Annotated in this window: 20 protein-coding genes; 17 read left to right on the top strand and 3 right to left on the bottom strand. The window is 57.4% G+C overall.

The window, feature by feature from the left end; translation table 11 throughout:
• The first annotated feature begins 151 nt into the window (after positions 1-151).
• The 12 genes from IPM39_14055 (at position 152) to IPM39_14000 (ending at position 14991) form a co-directional block, all read left to right on the top strand.
• Positions 152-430, top strand: coding sequence for a hypothetical protein (locus IPM39_14055; protein ID MBK8987180.1), 279 nt, complete (start codon positions 152-154; stop codon positions 428-430).
• Complete coding sequence (locus tag IPM39_14050) at positions 427-1173, top strand: hypothetical protein (GenBank protein ID MBK8987179.1); 747 nt, start codon at positions 427-429, stop codon at positions 1171-1173. Before IPM39_14055 ends, IPM39_14050 begins: the two co-directional genes overlap by 4 nt.
• A 32-nt stretch (positions 1174-1205) precedes the next feature.
• A complete protein-coding gene (locus IPM39_14045; protein ID MBK8987178.1) occupies positions 1206-1877 on the top strand; it encodes a hypothetical protein in 672 nt (223 codons plus the stop codon).
• Positions 1874-5311 carry a zinc ribbon domain-containing protein gene (locus tag IPM39_14040; GenBank protein ID MBK8987177.1) on the top strand — a complete coding sequence of 1146 codons (3438 nt, stop codon included), beginning with the start codon at positions 1874-1876 and terminating at the stop codon, positions 5309-5311. The genes IPM39_14045 and IPM39_14040 overlap by 4 nt, the downstream gene beginning before the upstream one ends.
• A gap of 10 nt (positions 5312-5321) precedes the next feature.
• Positions 5322-5969, top strand: coding sequence for a hypothetical protein (locus IPM39_14035; protein ID MBK8987176.1), 648 nt, complete (start codon positions 5322-5324; stop codon positions 5967-5969).
• Positions 5966-7681, top strand: a complete 1716-nt coding sequence (locus IPM39_14030) for a glutamate mutase L (GenBank protein MBK8987175.1) — start codon at positions 5966-5968, stop codon at positions 7679-7681. The genes IPM39_14035 and IPM39_14030 overlap by 4 nt, the downstream gene beginning before the upstream one ends.
• Positions 7682-7763: 82 nt before the next feature.
• A complete protein-coding gene (locus IPM39_14025; protein MBK8987174.1) occupies positions 7764-8828 on the top strand; it encodes a hypothetical protein in 1065 nt (354 codons plus the stop codon).
• 39 nt (positions 8829-8867) lie between these two features.
• A complete protein-coding gene (locus IPM39_14020; protein ID MBK8987173.1) occupies positions 8868-9452 on the top strand; it encodes a hypothetical protein in 585 nt (194 codons plus the stop codon).
• 321 nt (positions 9453-9773) lie between these two features.
• Complete coding sequence (locus IPM39_14015; GenBank protein MBK8987172.1) at positions 9774-12101, top strand: response regulator; 2328 nt, start codon at positions 9774-9776, stop codon at positions 12099-12101.
• Between the two features lie 40 nt (positions 12102-12141).
• Positions 12142-12882, top strand: coding sequence for a PspA/IM30 family protein (locus tag IPM39_14010; GenBank protein MBK8987171.1), 741 nt, complete (start codon positions 12142-12144; stop codon positions 12880-12882).
• A gap of 56 nt (positions 12883-12938) precedes the next feature.
• Positions 12939-14147, top strand: a complete 1209-nt coding sequence (locus IPM39_14005; GenBank protein MBK8987170.1) for a hypothetical protein — start codon at positions 12939-12941, stop codon at positions 14145-14147.
• Positions 14140-14991 (top strand): hypothetical protein, encoded by an 852-nt coding sequence (locus IPM39_14000; GenBank protein MBK8987169.1) that lies wholly within the window; start codon positions 14140-14142, stop codon positions 14989-14991. Before IPM39_14005 ends, IPM39_14000 begins: the two co-directional genes overlap by 8 nt.
• A 6-nt stretch (positions 14992-14997) precedes the next feature.
• Here the strand turns inward: IPM39_14000 and IPM39_13995 are convergent, their stop codons facing one another.
• The 3 genes from IPM39_13995 to IPM39_13985 form a co-directional block, all read right to left on the bottom strand.
• Positions 14998-16128, bottom strand: a complete 1131-nt coding sequence (locus IPM39_13995; GenBank protein MBK8987168.1) for a class I SAM-dependent RNA methyltransferase — start codon at positions 16126-16128, stop codon at positions 14998-15000.
• Between the two features lie 10 nt (positions 16129-16138).
• On the bottom strand, positions 16139-17035 hold the full coding sequence (locus IPM39_13990) for a DUF58 domain-containing protein (GenBank protein MBK8987167.1): 897 nt from the start codon (positions 17033-17035) through the stop codon (positions 16139-16141).
• 174 nt (positions 17036-17209) lie between these two features.
• Positions 17210-18196, bottom strand: a complete 987-nt coding sequence (locus tag IPM39_13985; GenBank protein ID MBK8987166.1) for a MoxR family ATPase — start codon at positions 18194-18196, stop codon at positions 17210-17212.
• 194 nt (positions 18197-18390) lie between these two features.
• On the opposite strand from IPM39_13985, the gene IPM39_13980 reads away from it, so the two are divergent.
• The 5 genes from IPM39_13980 to IPM39_13960 all read left to right on the top strand — a co-directional run bounded on the left by IPM39_13980 (position 18391) and on the right by IPM39_13960 (position 23818).
• Positions 18391-18810 carry an ATP-binding cassette domain-containing protein gene (locus IPM39_13980; protein ID MBK8987165.1) on the top strand — a complete coding sequence of 140 codons (420 nt, stop codon included), beginning with the start codon at positions 18391-18393 and terminating at the stop codon, positions 18808-18810.
• Positions 18704-19696 (top strand): ABC transporter ATP-binding protein, encoded by a 993-nt coding sequence (locus IPM39_13975; protein MBK8987164.1) that lies wholly within the window; start codon positions 18704-18706, stop codon positions 19694-19696. Before IPM39_13980 ends, IPM39_13975 begins: the two co-directional genes overlap by 107 nt.
• Before the next feature lie 5 nt (positions 19697-19701).
• Positions 19702-20796, top strand: coding sequence for a hypothetical protein (locus tag IPM39_13970; protein MBK8987163.1), 1095 nt, complete (start codon positions 19702-19704; stop codon positions 20794-20796).
• Between the two features lie 130 nt (positions 20797-20926).
• A complete protein-coding gene (locus tag IPM39_13965; protein MBK8987162.1) occupies positions 20927-22348 on the top strand; it encodes a cellulase family glycosylhydrolase in 1422 nt (473 codons plus the stop codon).
• Positions 22349-23818: a hypothetical protein gene (locus IPM39_13960; protein MBK8987161.1), complete on the top strand. Its 1470-nt coding sequence runs from the start codon at positions 22349-22351 to the stop codon at positions 23816-23818.

The raw sequence follows: 23818 nt of genomic DNA, 5'->3' as shown, positions 1-23818 counted from the left end.
ACAAGGGGGTATCATTGCTTTACACCCTCATCTAAACGTGTTATACTCGCCCCAATATATTATGTTACGTTAACTGTTATAACAAACACCGCAGACGGTTAGAAAGATGGCTAAAAGTTCGCCGGGGTAAAAATTTTGAGAAGAGTGTGCCATGAATCAGGAAACGCCTGACCAGACTGCGACAGACCATAACAGCTTCATTGACCAGTTGGCGGCGGCCTTTTGTCGGCGCGGTCTGCGGCTTCCGGCGCTGATTGCCCTGGAAGCAGGCGGTCCACTGGCTTTTATTGGTGGGCAGTTGTTATGGCTGGCTGAACCGGCATTGTCGTTGGTGGTCAGCCATGAAACTGTCCGGCAAACGGCGCGCCTGCTCGAAGACCCAACGGCCGTCGCTGCGTTGGTTCACCGGTTGGAGGCCAACGCCCGATGAACGACCTGTTACCGCCAGTCATCATCGTTGTGGTTGCCGCCGCCATTTTGTTGTGGAGCCGTCGGCTGACCGGACAAGAAAAACCGGCGTTACGGCCGTTAACTGGTTACACCGCCCTCAAAGGCCAGGTAGGGCGGGCCATCGAAAGCGCCAGCCAACTCCACGTCAGCCTGGGTCGCGCCAGCCTGACAGGCGCGGCGGCCACCACCAGCATCGCCGCCCTGGCCGTATTAGACCGGTTGGCCGAAGATGGCTGCGCCAATGATACCCCACCCATCACCACTGTCGGCGATGGAACCTTGCTGCCCCTGGCAGAGAACAACCTGCGCCATGCCGCCGAATACGCCAACAGCAGCGTAGGCATCCCCCCCGGCGTCGCCCGTTTTGTCGCCAACACCACCGATGCCTTTGCTTATGCTGGCGGCGTCGCCAGCGTGATTCAAGAGAATAAAATTTTGGGCAGTGTGATGGTCGGGCAGTTTAGCCAGGAATTGGCTCTGGTGGCCGAAGTCGCCGGTCGCAACCAGGTGCAGCAAGTTATCGGCTCAGACGACCCATTGGCTTTGGCAGTTGCCATGCCCGTCACCGACAATGTACTCATCGGCGAAGAATTGTTAGCCGCCTCCGCTTATTTGCAGGGCCAACCCCACCAGATAGCCAGTCTGCAAATCCAAGATGCAGCCCGTATCCTGCTCAGCCTGACTATTTTAGGTCTGGCTGTTTATCGTTTGTTTGCCGGTTAACCCGGCTGTTAAACCAGCGCCTGATCACTGTTATGTTTAAACGAGGTCTTCCACTTGCTATCGCTGTCTTCTTTGGGGTTCTCACCCTGGTTGGGCTACTGTTTTCTATCCCTGAAATCAGCAATCTCGTTCTGGAATGGGCCAGTTTCCTGGTGGCCGTTGCCTTACTGCTAGGGGCCATCAACCTGTTCAGTGTCCATGCGCAGCGCGTGGTTTACACGCCACGCAGGGCCGGCCAACGAACACCTGGCGAAGGTCCCACAAGTGGGCAGCGGCTATACAGCTCCGTGTTGGTACTCAGCATGGCCGTCGTTTTTGGTCTGGGGCTGACAGACCTTTTGGACATCACCAGCGGCAGTATGGCATTAGTTTTTGCCTGGGTGCAGGCGCCGTTGGAAGCCGCCCTGGCCTCGCTGCTGGCCTTTTTCTTGCTGCTGTCGGGGATTCGTCTGTTACAGCGTCAACGCACGGTATCGTCGGTTTTATTTTTGCTAACGGCCGTACTCATTCTCCTCAGCAATGCCCTCATCGTCAGCCCACTCGTCCCCCAGTTTGTCAGCAGTGGGCTGCAACAAGTGCGCGACTTCATCCAAAACATCATCGTCAGCGCCGGTATGCGTGGTATTTTGATTGGCGTCGCTTTAGGCGCTGTTACCCTGAGCGCGCGTCTTTTACTGGGCCTGGAACGGCCGTATAACAAATGACTATCAAGACCATTTGCCAGGAATGCCATACGCCCAACCCACCCGGCGGCAAGTTTTGCAGCAACTGCGGCGCTCGCCTGCCTAAAAGCACCAGCCTGATCTGCCCCCGCTGCCAGACGCCCAACCCGACCAGCAATTTTTACTGCGACAAGTGCGGTTCACGCCTGGTACAAGAAGAGGCGCCGCCGCCCAGCCAGACGCCCGCCGCGGCCGCCGAGGATTTGCCCACCAGCGCCAAGATGCTCTCGTTGCCAGTCCGCAAACCAGGAGAAACTGGTGAGTTAAACGCCGATAACGTCATGGATTGGCTGCGGGCCGGGCAAGGGGCCGCCAGCCCAGAAGGCGACAAACCCGACACCGGCAAGCTGCCCCGTCTGTCAGACCTGACACCAGAACAGCGCGGCGTAACAGACGATCTGCCAGCCTGGCTGGTTGATTCCAGCAGCCAGGAATATCCCATTGAAGCGCCACAAGACATCACCACCGAGCATTTTCTCAACCTGATTCAACAAGTTGACGAAGAAGAACGCAAAAAACTGACCGGCATGTTAAGCGATCCGGCTATTGTCGGCAGCGGTAAACTGCCAGAATGGCTGCAAGACTTTGTACAGTCCACTGGCGAGGCAGCAGAAACGCCAACCGCAGCGCCAGCCAAAACGCCAACGCCAGCCAAAAAAACGGGAGACAGCGATGATCTGGATTGGTTGAGCGAGTTAGGCCCGCTTAATACCGACATTCTGTCCCAACCGGCGCAGGCAGCGGCGAGCCAGCCGACTATCTCCCAGTCTGATGGCTTACCCGACTGGTTGGACGAATTGGAACCGCCGAATACGGATATGCTTTCGCGGCCAACGATGCTGCCAGCCGACCCGACGCTGGAAGCCATTTTATCCGGCGAAGGCGTGCCAGACTGGTTGGTTGGCAACAACATACCGGATACAGACGGGTTGTCTTTGCCTTCTTCGGGGACATATGAAGAGGAACCAGCAGAAGAGGACGACGATTACCCAGATTGGCTCGTTTCGCCGCCAGATACCAGCGAGTTGGCGCTGCCGGGAAGCCCACAGCCAACAACAACTTCGGCGGCCGACGTAAGCGCCCAGAAAGCTGTTTCTGACTGGTTGACCGGCTTTGACGATGACGAGGAAGAAGAAGAGGGTGATGATGACATCTGGGATGCTGCGCCAGTGGCAACGGCCGTCACATCGCTGCCAGAAGAGAAAGCCCACAAATCGTTAACCGATTGGCTGGATGACATAGACGAGTCGCCGCCGCAACAGACGGAACCAGCCGCCGCTGAATGGACCGACGACGACGCTGCCGAGGATTGGTTGGCCGCTGATCAGGCAACGGCCGTGCCCTCGCTGGTAAACGTAAACCTGACTGACTGGTGGACCGAACAGTCCACGCCAACCGACGCCGAAGCAGACGAAGACGAAGCCGAAGAAGCTATGGCCTTTGGCATGACCGGGGCGCTGCCCGATTGGCTGGATGAGTTGGAACCGGCCGAGTCCACTTCCGGCGAAACCACGCCCATGTTCATGGCCGACATGTTGGACGATTTGTTAGGTCTGGCGCCAGTCGAAACCGCATCTGTCGCCGAGGAACCGGCGGCGTTGGAACAGCCGGCCGAGGATCTGTCCTTCAGCGAAATAGTGGAACAGACGTCGGACATCTATGCCCTGGACCTGGATAAAGAACCGGACTGGTTGAGTGAACTGGCGGCCTTCGACCCCAACGATCTGGTGGCCCGGAATACCATCGTCGCGGCTGAAACGGCCATATCGCCACCGCCGCCTGACACAAGCGCTGAAGATGAAATCGCCGAGACATTCGACCTGGCCGACTGGCCGGCTTTAGCCGCCGAAGAAACGGTGGCCGTCCCTGACGACGAATGGGCTTCCCTGGACGAAATTTTAGACGGAACAGAGGAGGAAACTGGACTGGCCGATTGGCTAGAACAGTTAACCACACCGACAGACGCCGCCTTCCTTGATGTGGCGGAAGATGAAGCAGAGGAAACATTGATCGAGACCGGCGACCTGCCTGCATGGGTCGCCAATATGCGCCCGGAAGATGCCCGGCAGCAAGACAGCCTGCTGCCATCTGTACTACCCACCACGGAACAAGACTTTTTTGCCATCGCCGACGACATGGCCGAGGCCGACCTGCCAGAATGGTTGGAAGATACGGCCGTGCGCCCACTGGAAAGAATGGCCGCGCCGCCATCGGGCGCGGAACTCCCTTCATGGATAGATACAGAGAGTGAGCTGGGTGAACCTTCCAGCGAGTTAGCCTCTATTCTGGCGGGGTTACCGGCAGCGCTGCCACCGGAAGAACTGCTGCAAAAAGCAGAAATTCCTGATTGGATTCAAAACCTCAAACCCGCAGAACTCAGCGGCCAGCCGGCCGCCACCATTGATTTTAAGCTAGAAACCACCGGCCCGCTGGCTGGAATGCCAGACGTGGTCAAAATCGAACCGATTGTCGCCATGCCGCGCAGCGTCCATCCGTTGATTCCGTTTACTGTTACCCCGGAACAGCAGCAGCAGGCGCGCCTGCTGCGCCAGCTTGTCCAGGAAGAGCAGCAAGCTGTTTATCAAGGCGGCGCGGCTGTCAAAGTCACTGGTCGGCGCGGGCTGCGTTTCTTGTTGGCGGCGCTGCTGCTGATAGTCGTTGCCTTGGCATTGGCCGGTCCCGATTGGTTAACCGGTCGCCCACCGGCATCATTGCCACCGGCCGCCGCTGCCCTGAACACGGCCGTAACCGCAGCCACCGGCAAACCTGTTTTAGTCGCCTTCGACTACACCCCGGCAATGGCCGGCGAGTTAGACCACCAGGCCCGGCTGTTGTTGGGCCAGCTCCAGGCCAACGGCAGCCCAATCCTGATCGTCAGTCAATCGGCGGCAGGTACGGCCGTTGCCGACAGCCTCACCCAATCATTGAACACGCCGCCCATCAACCTGGGCATGTTAGCCGGTGAAGCCATTGGGCTGCGCCAGCTTGGCAATTGTGTCGGCAGCCCACCAGTGGCCTGCCCTACACTGCAAGGGCGCGGCCTCAGCCAGGAGGCCCAAACTGCTTTACAAGACCTGGGGCTGATTATTGTGCTGACCGGTGAACGCGCCAATCTGCTTAACTGGGTAGAACAAGTCGGAACGGCCGCCGACGTTCCTCTGGTCGTCGGCGCAACCCAGGCGCTTGGTCCAGTGGTAGCGCCTTATTACGCCAGCGGCCAGTTGCAAGGCTACCTGGACGGCCTGCCGGCGACGGTTGCCCTGGCCGCGCATGTCGGCGCTTCAGATACATTGGCCCAGGCGCAGCGGCAGTATGGCGCACAAAGCCTGGTGCAGCTTGCCGCCGCGCTGCTGCTGGTGGTGGGCGCATTGATCATGGCCACGGCCCGGAAAAAGCCTGGGGCACAAGGACGATGACAAAACGAGCATGAACGATACGCTGGGTCTTTTCATCGGTTTTGCTTTGACGTTGTTGATTTTCAGCTACCTCATTGACGACAACCCTGTCTACCGATTGGCGGTTCATATTCTCGTTGGCGTTAGCGCGGCGTATGCGGCCGTTTACGTCTTGCGCCAGGTAATTTTGCCGGTTTTTGCCCAACTGGCGCTCAATCCACTGAGCCTGGATTCGCTGCTGTGGTTGGTTCCCATTCTGCTGGCGCTGCTGTTGATCTTGCAGCGCTTGGCCCGCTTTGCCTGGTTGGGCGACAATGCCACGGCGCTGCTGGTGGGCGTAGGTGCGGCCGTCGCCCTGGTGGGAGCTATTTCCGGCACACTGCTGCCCCAGGTTGCCGCATTTGGCGGCGAGGGCGCTTCGCTGCTGACGCCTATCCAGGGTTTCATCGCCGCTATCCTGACAGTGTGTGCGCTGCTGACGTTTCATTTTAGTGGCAAAAAGAACGAGCAGGGGGAATGGGTACGGCCGTTATGGCAGCGTGGATTTGCCCAAATAGGCCAGGCCGTGCTGGCGATCACCTTTGGCGCTCTGTTTGCCGGCATCCTTAGCACCAGTCTGGTGCTGTTAACCGAACGCATTAGCTATTACTTCACGCAGATCACACAGTTACTCCCATGACAATTGCCGAAGAAACCGGAACTTCAGAAACCAAAGCGCTAGAGTCGTTCCTCGTTGTCGAGTGTGGCAGCGTCAATACCACCGCCGCTCTGTTCGACATTGCCGCCGGAACCTACCGGCTCATTTGCCAGACGATGGCGCCCACCACCGCCAGCGAACCCTGGCTCAATATCATGGACGGGGTGCTGAACGCCATCCAGCAAATGGAAAGCATTACCGGCCGCGCCCTCCTGACGCCGCAGCGCAAACTCATCACCCCCGCCCGGCAAAATGGGTCAGGCGTGGATCAATTTGCCGCCGTTGCCAGCGCCGCCGAACCGCTGATCACATCGCTGGTGGGCTTATTCGATGATGTGAGTCTGTCCAGCGGCCGTGGCGTTGTGGCCGCCGCCTACGCCAATGTGATCAACAGCTTCAGCCTGAACCAGGAGCAAAACGCAGAAGAGATGTTGGCCGCCCTCATCGCCCAAAGACCAGACCTGGTATTTATTGTGGGCGGCACCGATGGCGGGGCAGAGCAGCGGCTGCTGCATCTGGTAGAGACGGTAAGCAGTGGCATTGGACCGTTGGCTGCCAAACAGCCGGTGCAGGTGCTGTTTGCCGGTAACAAGCATCTACGGGAACGGGTGCGAGACTTGTTGAAAGACCGCGCCAAAGTCCATGTGGCCGAAAACGTGCGCCCCAATCTGGAAACAGAAAATCTGGCCGACGCTGCACGCATCGTCAACGACTTGTACAGCGATTTAAAACTCGGCGCGCTGCCGGGCGTTCACACTCTGCACGAATGGCACAAGCAGCCTATTATTCCCACACTGCAAGCCTTTGCGACCGTCGCCAAGTATTTTGCGGCGCTGCACAAGGGGCGCGTGGTGGGCGTAGACCTGGGCAGCAACAGCGTGGCCGTGCTGGTGGCCGATGCCCACCACGTGCAAACGTATATGCGCAATGACCTGGGCATGGGCCAGCCGATCATTCATCTTTTGGATGAGGTAGAGCCGGCGGCCATTGCCCGTTGGATGCCACAAGCCATTTCTGATGACGAGATCCGTGACTTTATCTGGCATAAGTCGCTTTATCCGCAAACGATACCGACAACGGAATTTGAATCTTATCTGGAACAGGCGATTGCGCGGGAGATGATTCGCTGTGTCGCGCCGGAGGCGCTGCCACCGTTTAACGTGCTGTTGGCGCGGGGGCAAACGTTGACCAATACGCCGCTGCCGGGACAGGCAATTTTACTGTTGTTGGATGCCCTACAGCCGACGGGTATTTTTTCGGTAGCGTTGGATAAATATGGCGTGCTGCCGGCGCTAGGTGCATTGGCCGCTTACCAGCCGTTGGCGGTGGTGCAAGCGTTGGAAGCGGGCGTCCTGACAGACCTGGGTTGGGTGATTGCGCCGACGGGCAAGGTGCAGACCGGGCAATCGGTGGTGAAGGGTGTGGTGGAATCGCCGCAGGGTCAGTTTGACCTGGATGTGGAGTACGGCCGTATAGACGCCACCATCCTCGACTCTGGACAGATAGCCGACGTATCTTTGCAGCCCGACAAACGGATTGACCTGGGTTTTGGTCCCGGCAAAGGCAAAAAGCTGTCGGTGCGCGGCGGGGCTGTGGGCTTGATGGTGGATGCGCGGGGACGGCCGTTGCCCACCCCCGACGACGATAAACGAATAGAACAAGTACGCAAATGGTACTGGGACGTAGGCGGCTAACAACGGTATACGGACTTCGGATGACGTCTACTGAACACTGAACACCCAACACTGTTCCCAGACCTATCAGGTGATTAAACCCATGCAAACGCTGATTCCAACCAGAATGGTGTCGCCCCATGTTCGTCTCCGGGTAAAACGGCTGCTGCCCATCGCTGGCGAGATCATCACCGGCATTGGCCAGACGGTAAACCCGATGCAAACGGTGGCGCGGGCGACGCAGTTTACGCGCTATCGCATTTTGCCGCTGAGTGAAACCCTGCAAATTCCTCCGGCCGAGTTATCTGCCTGCCTGACGGTGCAGCCGGGCGACCGGGTTGTGCAGGGGGCGATTCTGGTGGACAGAAAAGGGTTCCTCGGCCGCCGCCAGCAGTATCAATCGCCGGTGGATGGCGAGGTGTATGAGGTGAGTAACGGCCGTCTTATTCTGCGGCAAATGTCGGAAATTGTGGAATTACGCGCTCTGGTTGCTGGCCGGGTGACCGAATACATCGGCGACCGCGGCGTCGTGTTAGAGACTTTCGGGTCGCTCATTCAAGCGGCCTGGAGTACCAACGACGAAGACGCCGGCCTGTTGAAGTTGGTGGCGACGGCCGCAAACTCACTGTTTTACCCAGAGCAAATCACCGCCGAATGCAGCAGCGCCATTCTTGTCGTTGGTTGGTTTGATCAACCTAAAGTATTGGAACGCGCCCGCGACACCGGGGTACGCGGCATTATCACCGGTAGTTTGCCAGCCGATTTATGCCGTTTAGCCAGTCTAATAGACATGCCTGTTTTTGTGACGGACGGCATTGGTACGCATGGCATGTCGGCGCCGGTATTTGACCTGCTGCGAGCGGCCGACGGACGGCGCACGGCGTTGTTGGGCAAAAAGACGGACGGCAAAGCGGAACGGCCGCAAATTGTTATTCAGGCCGATAAAACAACGACTCAAGACCCACGTTCAGCGGCAGAGCCTTTGTCCGTCGGGCAAAGGGTGCATCTGCTGCGCCAGCCTTATCTGAATCAGACAGCGACAGTGGCCCACCTGTATGCGTTGAGCCAGGCCATGCCCACCGGCAGCAAAGCCCACGGCGCGGACGTGCGGTTGGAAAATGGGCAGATAGCATTTGTACCTTACGCGAATATGGAAGCGATCATATAATTGCAGCGTGCAGGTGAAACCCACAAGATGGAGGGAAAGATGGAAGACGAAGAATATATCGTTCAGGGAGAAGCTCAAGAATCGTCCGGTGGCTCTAACCGGCCTTTTTTGACGGCCGTTGGTATTTTATTGTTCGTTTTTATCCTGGCGGCGGGATGTTCGGCCTATAACCTGTTCACCAGGGATTCAACTAATGAGGTTGCGTTGGCTACTGTGGCGGCGATTGAGACACAAAACGCCATTGTCGCCGTGACCAATGAAGCGGTGACGCAAACCATTGCGGCCATGGAAACAGAGGAGGCGCGCCCCAGCGAAACTCCCTCGCCACCGCCAACCTTTACGCCATCGCCCCAGCCAACAGCCACCACCCAACCGACCAATACGCCGGTGGTGGCCGACAGCGGTACTGGCGAGGGCAGCGGTGATGTCGGAACGCCCAACGTATCGGGCACAAGCACCTTCGGCGACTCAACAGATGCCAGCACACCAACGCCAATCCCGGTGGTGGTGGGCGATGGCAGCGGTTCCTTGCCCGATACAGGTTTCGAGACCTGGGGTGTGGCGCTGGTGGCCCTGGCGCTGGTGGCGGTGCTGTTGATGGCCCGGCGACTGCGCCGCGCCTGACCTGCGGCATAAGCGCGCCGCTGTTTCAGATGACCGCGTGGGGGGGCATGAAGTTGATGATTGGCAACGGCCGTTGTATGGGCAACGGCCGTTCTGTTGTCTGGCAAAAAGCGTTGGCGCGATTTGGGCGGAATAGCAACCGTAGACCAAAGTCCGCATCCCGTTTTCCGTTGGCATTTACCAAAGTTAGCGTCCTACGGATTACCGATTACGGATTACCGAATACGGCTGCTAGGTATATCGGGTCACTTCCAGCCGGAGGGCTTATGCTATAATGGGCAGGGGTTGCTATCAGGTAAGTAGGATGGATGTAGGAAGTCTATGAGACGCGCGGTAACAATTCTGCTGGTTGAAGATGACAAATCCATGCTGTATGGCATGAGCGACTTGCTGCAAGTGGTGGACATTGATTATGAGATTGCGGTGTGCACAGCCAGCAACGGCCGTGAAGCCCTAGACCTGATGTCCAGGCAAACGCCAGACCTCATTGTCTCCGATATCATGATGCCGTTCATGGATGGTTTTCAATTCCTGGCAGAAGTGCAAAAAACGGCCGCCTGGGTCAACATCCCTTTTATCTTTCTCACCGCTCGCGGCGAAAAACATGAAATCCACAAAGGGCGGCTCAGCGGCGCGGCCCTCTACATCACCAAACCCTTTCACAGCGTCGAACTGTTGGAACTGATCAAAACGCAGCTAGACCGCAAATTCCAGATCGAACATACCCACGAACAACATATCAACAACCTGAAAAAAGACATTTTACAGATATTAAACCACGAATTTCGCACGCCGCTCACGTATGTCACCGCCTATTACGAAATGCTGGCCGACAGCGTCAACACCTATGCCGACACGGACAATTTCCAGGAATATTTGCGTGGGATTCAGGCCGGTTGTTTGCGCCTGACCCGGCTGATCGAAAGTTTTATCGCCGTCATCGAACTGCGTACCGGCGAAACCCAACAGAACTTTTTGCGCCGGGTGCGACGGATTGATGACGTAGACGCGATCATTCAAGAAGCCGTGTTGAATCAACAAGAGAAAGCGCAGCAGCATGGCTCGCAAATACATTACCGCCCCACCGCCAATTTGCCCGCCGTCTACGGCGACCCCACCAGTTTACTGACTATTTTTCAGCAGCTTTTAGACAACGCCATCAAATTCTCATCCAAACGACTAATGTCTGCCTCAGGCGATATGGTGGAGGTGCGCACGGCCGTTGCCGATAACGAGATCGCCATTGCCTTCCAGGATCATGGCATCGGGATTCCCGCGCCAGTACAAAACCAAATTTTCGACCTGTTTTTTCAGTACAACCGCACTCATCTGGAACAACAAGGCGCTGGCGTGGGGCTGACTATTGCCAAAGGGTTGGTGGAACTGCATAACGGCCGTATCCAACTATACAGCCAGGAAAACACTGGCAGCACCTTCACCGTTTTTCTGCCGGCAGCGGGCGTGGCCCAGCAGCAGCCGACAGCCAACCACCACACAAAGCCAACCGCCAACATCCTTGTCGTTGAAGATGACCCCTTCCTGCTGGATGGCCTGCGCGAATTGCTCGAAATACACGAGGGACCCTACAATCTCCAGATTTTCACCGCCATGAATGGGCAAAAAGGGTTGCAAGTTCTGGCCCACCACACCCCCGACCTGATCATTTCCGACATCATGATGCCCGTTATGGATGGCTTCACCTTCTTAACCGAAGTGCGCCAAAACCCGGAATGGGTGCAAATCCCCTTCATCTTCCTGACCGCCAAAGGAGAAAGGCGCGACATCCACGCCGGTTTCCGCAGCGGCGTAGAAGAATACATCACCAAACCTTACGACAGTGAAGAGTTGCTGGGGTTGGCCGTTAAACAATTGGAGCGTTACTTCCAGATCAAACACACCATGTCGCGCAGTTTCGACGGACTCAAACGCAGCATCATCGAACTGATCACGCCAGATTTTCGTGTGCCGCTGGCTTCCGTAGCCAAATATTCCGGTGAATTTGAACAGCAAATCAGCACAGCGCGCACCGACGAAGAGCTAAAATTCCCCCTCCAGGGCATTCAGGCCAGCAGTCTCCGCCTCAGCCGACTCATCGAAGATTTCATCTCGCTGGCTGAACTGAAAACAGGCGAAGCCGACATGGCTTACGACCTGCGCGTTGACGCTATTCCCGATATTGGCCTGCTGCTCTATGAAACGGGCCAACAATATGAAGCCACAGCGATGCAAAAAGGGCTGACCGTTACCTGCCCGTTGGCCCACGATTTGCCCGAAATCCAGGGGGATCGGGTGACGCTGACAAACTGCATCCAGCGCTTGTTGGATATCGGTCTCAGTTATTATCGGCCGTCGCCAGACAGCGCCAGTATCCAACTGGCAGCTACCCAATCCGACCAGGAAATACGCCTGTCTATAAAATTTCCGTTTCCTTTACCGGCGGAAGAGGCCGCCGGCATCATCCGCCACCTGGCATTGGAAGATTTGGACACATTTACCACATCCAACTACTCGCCTGGTATTAATATTGTGCAGGGATACATCCGGCTGCATCACGGCCGTTTGCTGCTGCACACATCAAGCAATCAGTTTACATTTACCCTCACCTTACCCATCCAACCCGCAACCACTTCTTACGCTGCGCCGTATTAGCCTTTTAATTCCGACAAACACACATAAAGGAGATTCCTCAATGGCATCATTACTCGAAAAAACCCAGACCCTCATCCAGGCTAACCTGCATGAAATGGTAGACCGCGCTTTAGAAGCCAACTCCGTCGCCGTGATGAAACAATACATCCGCGACGCCGAAGACAACCTGGAAGACCTGGAAAAGGCCGCCGCCACTGTCGGCGGCGAAGTCAAATCCATGGAGCGCAAATACAACGAGTACAAGAAAAAAGCCGACCAACTCGACCGCAATATTGACATGCTGCTGATGCAGGGCAAACCAGAACTGGCAACGGCCGCGCAAAACGAACTCAACAGCGCCCGCCGCCTGCAAGAACAGTACCACGAACAATGGGTGCGCCAACAACGGGAATACGAAGCGCTCTTAAATGCCCGCCTGAAGCTCCAGGCTAAACTCAAGACCATCCGCCAGGAACAAAAGGAAATGGAGGCCCTGCTGCGGTTGGCTAAGTCCAAAGAAATCACCGTCAAGGCCATGAAAAGCCTCAACGATCTGCAAGGCGTGGGGGATGGCGACATCGCCCGGCTGCGCGATTCTATCCAGGCGCGCCTGGACACGGCCAGCGCCCACAGCGAAATGTACGCCAGCAACCTGGATAACCAGATGGATGATATTTTGGGTAAAACGGAAATCGAACTGCAATTGGAAGAGCGGAAACGCCGCCTGGGTCTGGCTGCGCCCTCCGCGCCCACGTTCATCGAAGAAGAGGAATCTTCTGCCTCTTCCCTGGAAAGCGAATAGCGGCTGCCCGCCAGACCTCCGCGGTCCTGGAGACCGCGGAGGTTTTAGCCATACTTATGCCCACGGCCGACAGCCACACCTTTTTACAAGCCGGTATCAGCGCCCTGAAAGCAGGTGAACGCGCTCAGGCGCGGGAATGGCTGCTGCAAGCGGTGGACGCTGACGAGACAGACGAAGTGGCCTGGCTTTGGTTAAGCGGCGCGGTCGAAAGCCCGGATGACCGGCGCATTTGCCTGGAAAATGTGCTGGCTCTAAACCCGGATAATGAGACAGCCCGGCGTGGATTGGCGAAATTGGAACCAACGCCAGAACTTACGGCCGTTGCCCCGCCAGCCGCACCCATCGTCACCTATGCCCAGGAATGGATCGGCCTGAGCCACACATCGCGCTACGACGATGTCTGGGAGCGCAGCGGTGACTTGTGCGCTTACTGTGCCCAGAAAATTACGCCGCAAGACAAAACCTGTCCACGCTGTGGGCGCAAACTGCTGATCTCCAGCTACCGCTACGAAGAACCAGACACAACCCTGCACATTCTATGGGTTGCCCTGGCCGGTATCGCCCAGTTATATCTGGTGCAGGCATTGTACGACGTGATCGTGCGCCAAAGCATGTTGGCGGCTGCCCTGCCGGTCAGCCTGATGGTCTTATTTCTGGTTTTTACGGCCGGGGTTTACTTTCGCCAATTTTGGGCTTACGTGGGCGCGCTGGTTACGCTGTGCCTGATTCTGTTGGTGAACGTATTGGGCTTTTTTATTCCCGCCGAACTGACAAACAATCTGCTGTCGGTTGGTCCGATGTTCGACAACGTCGTCAATCCGGTGGTCAGTGGGTTGGCCGACTTTTTGCGCTATTTTCAATTGGCGGCCGTCGTTCTGGCGCTGATCGTCGCCGCCCTGAAGGCTGGCCCAAACTTTGAGCGCGTGCAGCATCGGCAGGTGGCCGCGCTGCAAAAAGGGATTCGCGACGCGGGCAGTTATCACGGGGTGGCAACGCGGGCGGCCAAACGAGGCGAATGGGCAACGGCCGTACTCCACTGGCAGCGCGCCGCCGCCAACGCCCCCGGCCAGATCAGCTTTCAGCGCCACCTGGGCAGCGCCTACGCCCGGCTTGGTTTTTACCAGCGCAGCGCCGACGTGCTGCAAGCCGCCCTACCCCGTGTCAGCGACCCGGCGCAAAAAGCCCAACTGCAACGGCTCTTGGACGCGGTGCAGCAGCAACTAGACATCATACCTGTGAAGCAAGAAGATACAAACCATGGCTAACGACAAACGGGAAGAACTGGAATCGCGCGTCAAACGGGCTTACGTGGAACATGCCCTATTCCGTTGGGAAAGCGCCGTCATCATCAGCCTGACGATGCTGCTGACGGCGCTGTCTTTGCCCGCAGTGCAGCAGCTCATTGGGATGCCCGATTTTCTACCGGCCTGGTGGGTCTGGCTGCTGGCCGGGCTGCTGGCAGAAGGCGCCGTCATCGCCAGCAGCCTCACCGACAAACAGCTTTACCAAAAAATCATGGCCGACGCGCTGCGCCAGGAATTTGATCCCAAGGGCATCGCCGATAAAACAATGCGCGAGCAGTTTATCAAGGCGATGAACTACCGCCAACGCATTGAAGGCTTTCTTCAGGAACAGCCAGACAGCCCGCTGCGCGATGAACTGCTGCACGCCACCAGTCAGATTGACGATTGGTTGGAACACATTTATAACCTGTCGAAAAAAATCTCCCGTTATCGGCAGCGGCAGCAAGAGATCGAACGAGACAAGGCGCGCGCCCAGCGGCGCATCGAAGAATTGCAGCGCGAGTTTATTCTGGAAGATGACGAAGCCGTCAAAAAACAGATGATGGCTAATATCCGGGGGTTGCAGCAGCAGCTAGAGGCCCTGAGCGGGGTAGAAAACACAATTCAGCGCGCTGAATTGCAGATCGAGAACTCGCTGGCCCATTTGGGGACCATCTATTCGCAAGCCTTGTTGGTAGACGCCAAAGGCATAGACAGCAGCCGCGCCCAACGCCTACGCCAGGAAATCTCCGAAGAGGTGACAGAACTTAATGAGGTGCTGCTGGCGATGGATGAGGTGTATACGGCCGAGAGCAGCGGGACCTGAGCGGCATCAGGTTCTTAGTGGGTCGTATTGGTAGTAGTTGACACGGATACGGCCGTTATAAAACTTGCGCACGCGGTCTGGGCGGCTGCGCTTAAAATAGTCGGGGAATTTGGGGTCGGCCGTGAGAATGCACACCGCCCAACCGCTCTTTTTGCGCAGCATTTTGTTCAGGGCGATGTATAACTGGTTCATTTCCTGAAAGTCGGACAGACGACGGCCGTAGGGCGGGTTGCAGATCAACACGCCAAACTGCTGATCAATCCACAAGTCGCGCACATCCTTTGGCGTAAACACAATATCATCGGCCACGCCGGCGTTGGCCGCATTTTGGCGGCTGGCGGCGACGGCCGCTGCATCTATGTCGTAACCCAGCAGCGGACCGATAGGGCCGGCGCGGCGCATGGCCCGGGCCGCTTCGCGGGCGCCCTGCCACCAGGCGGCGTCGAGAATCGGCCATGCTTCGGCGGCAAAAGAACGCCCCAGACCAGGAGCCATCTGCCGCGCTTGCAGCGCCGCCTCGATCAAAATTGTGCCAGAGCCACACATGGGGTCCAGCAGCAGCCCATCAGACCGCCACGGACTGAGCCACACCAGCCCGGCGGCAAAGGTCTCCTTTAGCGGCGCGGCGACGTTGGCCGTGCGGTAGCCGCGTTTGTGCAGCCCCGCGCCGGAAGTATCCAGCGTCAGCGTCGCCACGTCGTTGAGTAGGGCGACCTGGATGGCGTATTCGCCGCCGGTTTCGGGCAGATCGGCCGTGTGGTAAGCGGCTTGCAGCCGGTCTACCACCGCCTTTTTGACGATGGATTGGCAGGAGCGCAGGCTTTGTAGGCCAGACTTAACCGATTTGGCGTCTACGGGGAAACGGCCGTCCACCGGCAGCCAATCTTCCCAGGGCAGCGCTTTGCTTTGCTCATACAACTCGTCAAACGTCAGCGCCGGGAACGCACCCACTTTCAGCAGCAGGCGGTCGGCGTAGCGCAGCCAGAGGTTGAGGCGGGGAATGTCGGTTAACACGGCCGTAAATTCCACGCTGCCATCAGACACCACCGGGTCCGGGAACCCGAGGCGCGCGATTTCCGATTTAACCAGTTTTTCCAGACCAAACTTGCAAATAGCGCTTAAGGTAACAGGTTGCATCATAGTCATATCAGCGGACGACCGCCTGCTGCCGCAGGGTGCGCATGATCACGCTTTCCCAGGGGGCATCGGTGACGAGGGGGATGTAATGGACGGCGCGGCTGGCGCAAAAAGCGGCGATTTCTGCCTGCCAGGCGCGCAGGCGCTGGCGATAGGCGTCCAGCGTGGCCCCATCCAGGCTGATTTCGGCGTCCTGACCCGTTTCTACGTCCACCAGCTTCAGGTCGCCGCTGAGGGGCGGGTCTACTTCGTCGGGGCTGAGCAGATGGAACAGGCCCACTTCGTGGCCGCGAGAGAGCAGGGCAGTCAGGCCATCCTGCCAACCGCCAGGCGAGAGAAAATCGCTGAGGACAAACAAGAGACCGGGGCGACGGCCGTGCAGCGCATAATGACGCAGCGACACATTCAGGTCGGTCAGGCCATCGGCCGCGGCCGTTTCCAGGAATTGCAGCAGACGCAGGCTGTTTTGTTGGCTGCGAAACGGCCCCCAGCGCCGGTCGCCCTGGCTGGCAAGCAGGGTGGCGGTGAGCAAATCGCCAGTGGTGAGGGCGATGTGGCCCAGGGCGGCAGCCAGGTGGAGGGCGTAGGTGAGTTTGTGGGTTGGTTGATTGGCTGGTTGGTCGGCGGGCCAGTTCATGCTGGCGCTGGCGTCAATCAGCAGGTGGACAGAGAGGTCTTCTTCTTCCTGGAGCAGTTTGATGAACGGCCGTTCCAGCCGGGCATACACATTCCAATCCAGCCGCCGCAAATCATCCCCTTTGACATAGTTGCGGTAGTCGGCGAATTCGATGGATGTGCCGCGCTTGCGGCTGCGGCGGTCGCCCTTCATCACCCCGACGCGCACATTTTCGGCCACCAGGGTCAGTTGTTCCAGTTTTCGCAGCGTGGCTTCGTCAAAAAGGTTCATGGTAAGGGGAGAAGAGAAATCACCACGGTGGCGCGGAGTTTTTTACGAATTTCGTAATCAGTCACTCCCGCCCCTTGAGCCTGTCGAAGGGGGATCGGTTTCGACAGGCTCAACCGACAGGGGGTGAACAGTTACAGAATTTCTGTGTCCTCCGCGCCTCCGTGGTGAAAATTTTTAATCTTTCTTAACCTGGGCGATGAGGTCGGCGACCACGTCATCGGGGCGGATGCCCTGGGCCTGGCCCTCGAAGTTGAGCAGCAGGCGGTGGCGCAGGGCGGCAGGGGCGACGGCCGTTATATCATCGAAACTGACATTGAGACGGCCGTCTAGCAGGGCCGTTATCTTGCCACCCAGGACCAACGCCTGGGCGCCGCGCGGGCTGGAGCCATAGCGCACGTAGCTGTTCACCAGCGGCGCCGGGCTGCCGCCGGGATGGGTGGCGACGACCAGGCGGCTGACGTAGTTGGTGACATGGCTGGGGATGGGAATCTGGCGGGCAAGCTGCTGCATGGCGAGGATGGTAGGACCGGAAACTGCCGTGTCTGCCGCCGTTACCAATTTGCCGGTGGTGCGCGTCAGAATCTCGGTTAACTCATCGGGCGAAGGGAAGCCGACGTTGATTTTGAACAGGAAGCGGTCTAGCTGCGCTTCGGGCAGTGGGTAAGTGCCTTCTTGCTCGATGGGATTTTGCGTCGCCAGGACAAAAAAGGGCTGCGGCAGCGGATAGGTGTGGGTGGCGACGGTGACGGTATGCTCTTGCATGGCTTCCAGCAGCGCCGATTGGGTTTTGGGCGTGGCGCGGTTAATTTCGTCGGCCAGGACAAGGTTGGCGAAGACGGGACCTTGTTGGAAGCGGAATTGGCGCCGGCCGTCGCCCACTTCCTCCATGATGTCTGTGCCGGTGATGTCGGCCGGCATCAGGTCTGGGGTGAACTGGATGCGGCTGAAATCCAGACGCATGGCCTGGGCGAAGGTGCGCACCAGCATTGTTTTGCCCAGGCCTGGCACGCCTTCCAGCAGCACATGGCCGCTGCTGAGAATGCCGATCAGCACGTGGCGCACCACATCTCGCTGGCCGACAATTACTTTGGCGACTTCGCTTTCGATGGCGACGGCCGTTTGGCGGAATTGTTCAATTGTTAGTTCGGTGGATTCAATCATTGTATCCCTGGTGGGTATGGATTGTCTTTGATTATCACAGAATGGCAGTATAGTCGTGGGGGGAACGGCCGTCAACCTGAGGCAGTATTTCTGTAGCGCGTCACACCTGTAGAGATTATCCGGCGGCAGCGCCCCATTTTGTTCCTCGGCGTTTCACGGTTAAAATAGCCTGTAGATATAGGAAATCGGATGATATGGAACAACTTGAGACAGCAGTCGTCCTGACGCCAGCAGCAGAACCCGTGATTCGTTTAGAGAATGTGCGTAAGCGGTTCTACTATAAAAATGAACGGCCGTCAACCCTGTTAGAACAGCTTACGGCGTTGGTGAAAAAGCAGCCAGGCGGTCATAACGACCTGTGGGCGCTAAACGGCGTGACGTTGGATGTTTTGCCAGGGCAGGCGTTGGGCATTATTGGGCGCAACGGCAGCGGCAAAAGCACGCTGCTAAAACTCATCGCCCGCATATTGCGCCCCCAACGAAGGGCGCATTATGGTACGCGGCCGGATGAGCGCCTTGCTGGAATTGGGCGCCGGGTTTCATCCCGACCTGACCGGACGAGAGAATATATTCCTGAATGCGGCCGTTTTAGGGCTGACAAAGCGAGAAATTGAGCAGCATTTTGATTCTGTCGTCGCGTTTTCCGAACTGGAAGAATTCATAGACATGCCGGTGAAGCATTATTCATCGGGCATGTACATGCGCCTCGGCTTTAGCGTCGCCATTCACGTAGACCCGGATATTTTGATTATTGATGAGATTTTGGCGGTGGGTGATCAGGCGTTTCAGGAGAAATGTTTTGACCACATCTTCCAGATGAAACAAGCCGGCGTCACCATTGTCATGGTCAGCCACAGTCTGGACCAGATGCGGCGGTTGTGCAGCCATTTGTTATGGCTGGACCAGGGGCACGTCCGCGGTGATGGTCCTACCGAGGAAGTGGCCCATCACTACCTGGACTTTTTGTACAGCACAGACCCCCGACCGATGCAGTTGGCGCAGACGGATTTTGTCCGGTGGGGGACGGGTGACATTGAGTTAACGGCCGTGCGCATCCTCAACGAAGCCGGTGAAGTACAGCCAGTCTTCCGCACCGGCCAGCCGCTGATCATCGAAATGACCTATCAGGCGCACCGCCCCATCACCGAACCGGAATTTGGTCTGGCAATTTACCGGCGCGATGGCTTGCAAATTAACGGCCCCAACAACCAACTGGCCGGGCTAAAGATGGGTATTGTGGGTGGTTCTGGTGTTGTCCGCTACGAAGTGACGGCGCTGCCCTTAATGCCCGGCCAATATCAAGTCACCGCAGCTATCCACGACAGCCGCCGCTCGCACGCTTACGATTACCACGAAAAGGCGTATGACTTTCAAGTGGTGGTCGGCGGAACGCCGGAGATTCATGGCCTGGTGGCCTTTCCGGCGGTGTGGACATGGGCGCAAGATGACACTGTGAAGGTAACGGCCGTGCCAGAAACGGCCGTGCCTTCCCCAGGATGAGTGATATGAACCACAAACGTATTTCCGTTCTTTTCGTCAGTATTGCCGCCGCCTTTGTGGCGATGACCCTGCTCTTCAGCAGCCAACACGCCCTACAAGCCAGCCCCAACGCCGCACCAGCTGCCAGCCCATTTGTGACCGAATACCCATTGCCCAATACGGGCGCTCCCCGTTACCTTATCCGCACAGGCAGCAGCTCCTTTTGGTTTACTGCGCCTGGCGTGAACGCCATCGGTCACCTGATCGTTACCGATACCCTGACATATGGCTACACGTTTTATACCATTCCAACAGCGAACAGCGACCCGTACCAGCTTGCCAGCGATGGCAGCAATATCTGGTTTACGCAGCGGGCGGGCAACAAAATCGGCAAACTGGTGATGGCAACTGGCGTTTTCACTGAATATCCAATACCTACCGGGGACAGTGCTCCCACCGGCATTACCATCGCCCCCGATGGTCTGGTCTGGTTTGTGCAGCGGACCGGGAACAAGGTCGCCAAACTCGACCCGGACACCGGGCAGATCACGGAATATGCCTATACGCGCCCTAACGCCAATTTAGAAGATATCGCCGCCGCGCCCAACGGAACGATGGTCTGGTTTACGGCCCCGGCTGTACAAAAACTGGCCTCTTTTACCATTAGCAGCGAAACATTCGACGACACGTCCACCAGTGACCCGGTCGCCGGTATCTTCACGCCCAACCAAACGGCCGTAAACACAGACAACGTGGCTTGGGTTAGCACCACCAATGGGCTGATCGGCTTTGATTTTGGTACCACCATCTCTCTCTTTCGCTGGTACACCGCCGCACCGGCAAGCGCCAACCTGAGCGACCTCTTGTTGGTCAACAGCGGCAGCACGACGACAGCCTGGTTCAGCGATTCGGCCAGCGGATATGTGGGCCGCGTCACAACCAACAGCAACGGCAGCATCGCCTCCTCCTGGCGATTCCCCTTGCTCAATCGCACACCGCAAGGCATTCAAGTAGACGCCAACCAGGTCATCTGGCTGGCCGACAGCCAAAACCACATGATTATCCGCTGGGAGCCGCCCTATTTCTTTGTCGCCTATTTGCCGTCCATCAGCATCCCGTAAAAAGCAGCCGAGAAAAGTTCTCGTGCTAGAAGCTCAGCTTCTCGTTGAAGATGTTGGTTAGTTAGTTAGTTGTTTGGTTTGTCAGCAAGCCAAACAACTAACCAACCCAATACCCTTTAGAGGTAGGTTCATGAAACGATCTGTTTATGCTGTACTGTTATTCACTGCTGTTTTCTGTCTCTTTATCCCCTTCACTTTAGTGGCCCAAACCAGTGTAACATTGACAACCGCAAATCCTACAGCACCACAAGAAACAAGTTATGTCTATTTACCGGTCATTACCAATCGTCATGATTCGCAGTTTCCGGCGCCGCTTTTTGGCGTGCAAATGTATGGCAACAGCGGCGTATCGTCGCCCTATCATCCGTACCTTATCGGCAGCCAGAGCCGATGGCTGCGCAACAGGATTTCGTGGGAGAGCGTAGAGCCAACCAACCGGCCGGTAGAAGAGTTTATCTGGGGCGGGGCGGACAACGCTACCGCCGCCGCCCGGCCAGACAACGGCGGGCTGCATCTGGTTTTTGTCATTGGCGATGGCGTGCCAGAGTGGGCCAGGCTGCTGCCTAACAAACCCTATGGTCCGATTCACCCCAACGCGCTGCCAGATTTTGCCGAGTTTGTCCAGGCTATTGTGGAACGGTACGATGGCGATGGCTATCAGGATGCGCCGGGCGGGCAGGTCATTAAGCATTGGGAACTGGTGAACGAACCAGACAGCAACCGCGAGGGATGGGGCGAATATGGTTCCGAATATGCAGCCATGTTGCAAGTTGCTTATACAGCCATCAAACTTGCCGACCCTCAAGCCCAGGTGGTGATGGGGGGTGTCGCCCATGATTGGTTTGAGTATCAGGGCGGCCCTTTCAACTCATCATTTCTAGATGATGTACTGGCGGCTGGGGGTGGCAATTACTTTGATGTAATGAATTTTCACGTTTACCCCCTGTTTGCGCCAAATTGGGACAGTAACGGCACAGGATTAAAGGAAAAAACGGCCGCGATCCGCAGCAAACTCGCCAGCTATGGGCTGAACAAACCGGTCATTATCACCGAGGGCGGCTGGTACGACAGCGAACCCAGCAACCCCGATGAGCAGATAGCCCGGCTGGTGCAGTTGTTCACCCAAAGTTACGCGGTCAACATCAAAGTGATGATCTGGTGGATGCTGCACGATCCCGGTAGTTACTTTCCCAATTTTGGCCTGGTCACCAATGCCGATAGCGGCCCAGCCGCGCCCAAGGCGGCCTACACCGCCTACCAGTCAGCCTATAACTTGTTGAGCAACACCCGTTTTGTGCGTGAACTGCCACCGGCGGAAACTGGGGCGGCAAACATGGAAGCCTACTTGTTTCAGAGCCTTACCGGCCCCTTGTATGTGGCCTGGCTAAATCCCTACCAAACCCTGGAAACCAAACCGCTGCGTATTCCCGGCAGCCAGGCTACGCTGCTAGACGGCCAGGGAAGTTACAGCAACACCATCTACGATACGGATGGCGATGGCTACGTGATCATCCCGATCACCCGGCATCCCATCTACATACGGGTGAACTAAATGAATCGGAAAACCATCCCGCTCCTGTTAGCCGCTTTTCTGCTGCCTGGCCTGGTTGTGGCGGCAGCGTTAACACGTCCGGCACAGGCTGTGCCCCAAACGGCCGTCAGCGATGATGCGCCTTTGTGCCGGTTTGGCGTGAATGTGTTGGAAACGCAAACCATCGCCAGCCTGCCGGGGTTGGGCGCCGGTTGGTATATGAATTTCACCACCCTGCCCAACCCGCCGCGACCAGAAGGCATGGAATATATGCCGGTTATCCGGTTACGGCCGTCGGCCACCCCTCCCGGCTATACCTACCAGCCTAACGGCAGCGCGCTGCAACAGGCCATCAGCAACAGCCCAGGAGCCAAATGGCTGATTAGCAATGAACCCGACAGCACGCAGCAAGATGACCTGACGCCGCCGGTTTATGCGCGCGCTTACCATGAGCTATACGGCCTGCTAAAAACCGCCGATCCTGCGGCGCAGGTCATCGCCGGTTCCATCATCCAGGCCACGCCCATGCGCCTGTTTTACCTGGATCAGATTCTTGGGAGTTACTACAACCAGTTTGGCGCACCGCTGCCCACCGATGGTTGGAGCATCCACAATTACATCCTAAACGAGGTGAGCTGCGACTATAATCCGGCCAACTGCTGGGGGGCGGGCATTCCGCCGGGGGTTGATTGGTTATACGGCGAAGTATGGGGCCTGCGCGATACCGACCGGTTGGATATTTTCACGCAGCGCATCACCCGCTTTCGGCAGTGGATGGCCGACCGAGGCTATCGGGGCGCGCCGCTGTATCTGACCGAGTATGGGGTGTTGATGCCGCCCGATTTTGCCGATGAAGACGGCGTTTTTTTTACGGCCGCGCGGGTGAACGCTTTTATGAATGGCACGTATGACTACATGCTCAACGCCACCCACCCCACGCTGGGCAATCCACTAGACGAGAACCGCCTGGTGCAGCAGTGGGCCTGGTACAGCACCACCGACGACCGGTATAACGGCGTTTTGTTGGACCCAATCACTTACGCGCCGACGGAAATTGGGGCGAATTTTGCGGCGTATACGGCCGTTCTCAACCGTGAGATTGATTTTTACCCAACGGCCGTGAAAGCCACCACCAGCGCCCTCTCTCTGGGCCAACCTGTCACCCTGACTCTGCACACCCAGGTCGCCAACAGCGGCAATCTCAGCCAAGCGGCAGCGGCGACGGTGCAGTTTTATCATGGCAACCCGGCCGGTGGCGGTGTACCGCTGGGGCCAGCGCAAAACATGGTTCTGAGCGGCTGCGGCCAGGCGCAAACCTTCAGCGTTGTCTGGCCGGATGTCGCCCCCGGGGTCTACGACATCTATGTGCAAGTGACACCCGGAGCAGGTGTTGTGGACGTTGATACAAGCAACAATCTGGTAGTCAGCAGCGTTGTGGTGGGCGTCAATCATCTTTTTTTACCAATCATCAGCAGAGCAATCAACTGGTAA

The organism is Candidatus Leptovillus gracilis (assembly GCA_016716065.1).
GTDB classification, from domain to species: domain Bacteria; phylum Chloroflexota; class Anaerolineae; order Promineifilales; family Promineifilaceae; genus Leptovillus; species Leptovillus gracilis.
Note: the sequence above shows the minus strand (reverse complement) of the source record. Positions and strands in the feature narration are given on the sequence as shown.